This window comes from Kitasatospora sp. NPDC101155 (genome assembly GCF_044768305.1).
Lineage (GTDB): Bacteria > Actinomycetota > Actinomycetes > Streptomycetales > Streptomycetaceae > Kitasatospora.
This window is the reverse complement of sequence record NZ_JBIWPN010000162.1, coordinates 1-1325: the sequence shown is the minus strand read 5'-3', so window position 1 is coordinate 1325 and position 1325 is coordinate 1. Positions and strand designations below refer to the sequence as shown.

The following is a 1325-nucleotide window of genomic DNA, read 5'->3' as shown; positions in this document are numbered from 1 at the left end:
CCAGTAGCGCTGGCGCTGGAACGGGTAGGTCGGCAGGTCGATGGGGGCGGCGGCTGTGGGCAGCAGGTCGTGCCAGGCCACCTTGATGCCGTGGGTCCAGGCCTCGGCGAGGCTGGCCGTGACCCGGTCCGGGCCGCTCTCGCCGCGGCGCAGGGTGCCCAGGGTGGCGGCGGTCGCCTCGGTCTCGTCGATGGCCTCGGCGATGCTGGGGACCAGCACCGGGTGCGGGCTGACCTCGATGAACACGGCGGGGCCCTGGGCGAGTACGGCGTCGATGGCCTCGCGGAACCGGACGGTTCGGCGGAGGTTGCGGTACCAGTAGCCGGCGTCCATGTCCTGCGCCAGCTCCGGCTCGCCGGAGACCGTGGAGTAGATCGGCAGTCGGCCGGCCGAGGGCGTGATGCCCGCCAGGGCGGTGGCCAACTCGGCCTCGATCGACTCGACCTGGGCGGAGTGGGAGGCGTAGTCCACCGTGATCCGGCGGGCCCGCACCTCCTGCGCCTCGCAGGCGGCCATCAGCTCGTCCAGCGCCTGGGGTTCGCCGGAGACGACGACGGTGCGCGGGCCGTTGACGGCGGCCACCGAGAGGCGGTCGGACCACGGGGTGAGCAGTGTCTCGACCTCGGCGGCGCCGGTGGCGACGGAGACCATGCCGCCGCGGCCGGCGAGTTCGGTGGCGATCAGCTTGCTGCGCAGGGCCACCACGCGGGCGGCGTCGTCGAGGGAGAGCGCGCCGGCCACGCAGGCGGCGGCGATCTCGCCTTGGGAGTGGCCGACGACGGCCGCGGGCTCGACACCGTGCGAGCGCCAGAGCTCGGCCAGCGAGACCATCATGGCGAACAGTACCGGTTGGACGACGTCGACCCGCTCCAGCAGTTCGGCGTCGGCCATGGCGTCGGTGAGCGACCAGTCGACGTACGGGGCGAGCGCCGCCTCGCAGCGGGCGATGGCGTCGCGGAACACCGGTGAGGCCTCGAGCAGTTCGACGCCCATGCCGGCCCACTGCGAGCCCTGGCCGGGGAAGACGAAGACCGGCTTGCCGGAGGAGGTGCGGACCGGGGCCAGGCTCGCCAGGCCGCGGGCGAAGTCCTCGGGCTCGCGGCCGACCACGGTGGCGCGGTACTCGAAGGCGGTGCGGCCGGCCAGTCCGGTTGCCACCTCGGTGGCCCGGTCCGTCAGCGGGCGCAGCCGCTCCGACCAGGCCGAGACCGCGGCCTGCTCGCGGCCGGAGAGCAGCCACGGCACCGCCGACTCCGGCACCACCGGCTCCGCGACGGCGAGTTCGGGAGCCTGCTCCAGGATCACATGGGCATTGGTACCGCTGA

The 1325-nt window shown here is 74.1% G+C and carries 1 protein-coding gene; it reads right to left on the bottom strand.

All coding sequences use genetic code 11. The annotated features are described in order from the left end of the window. Positions 1-1305, bottom strand: a 1305-nt coding sequence (locus tag ACIRYZ_RS46565) for an acyltransferase domain-containing protein (protein ID WP_402955860.1), incomplete at its 3' end; no start/stop codon positions are given. Between the last annotated feature and the right edge of the window lie 20 nt (positions 1306-1325).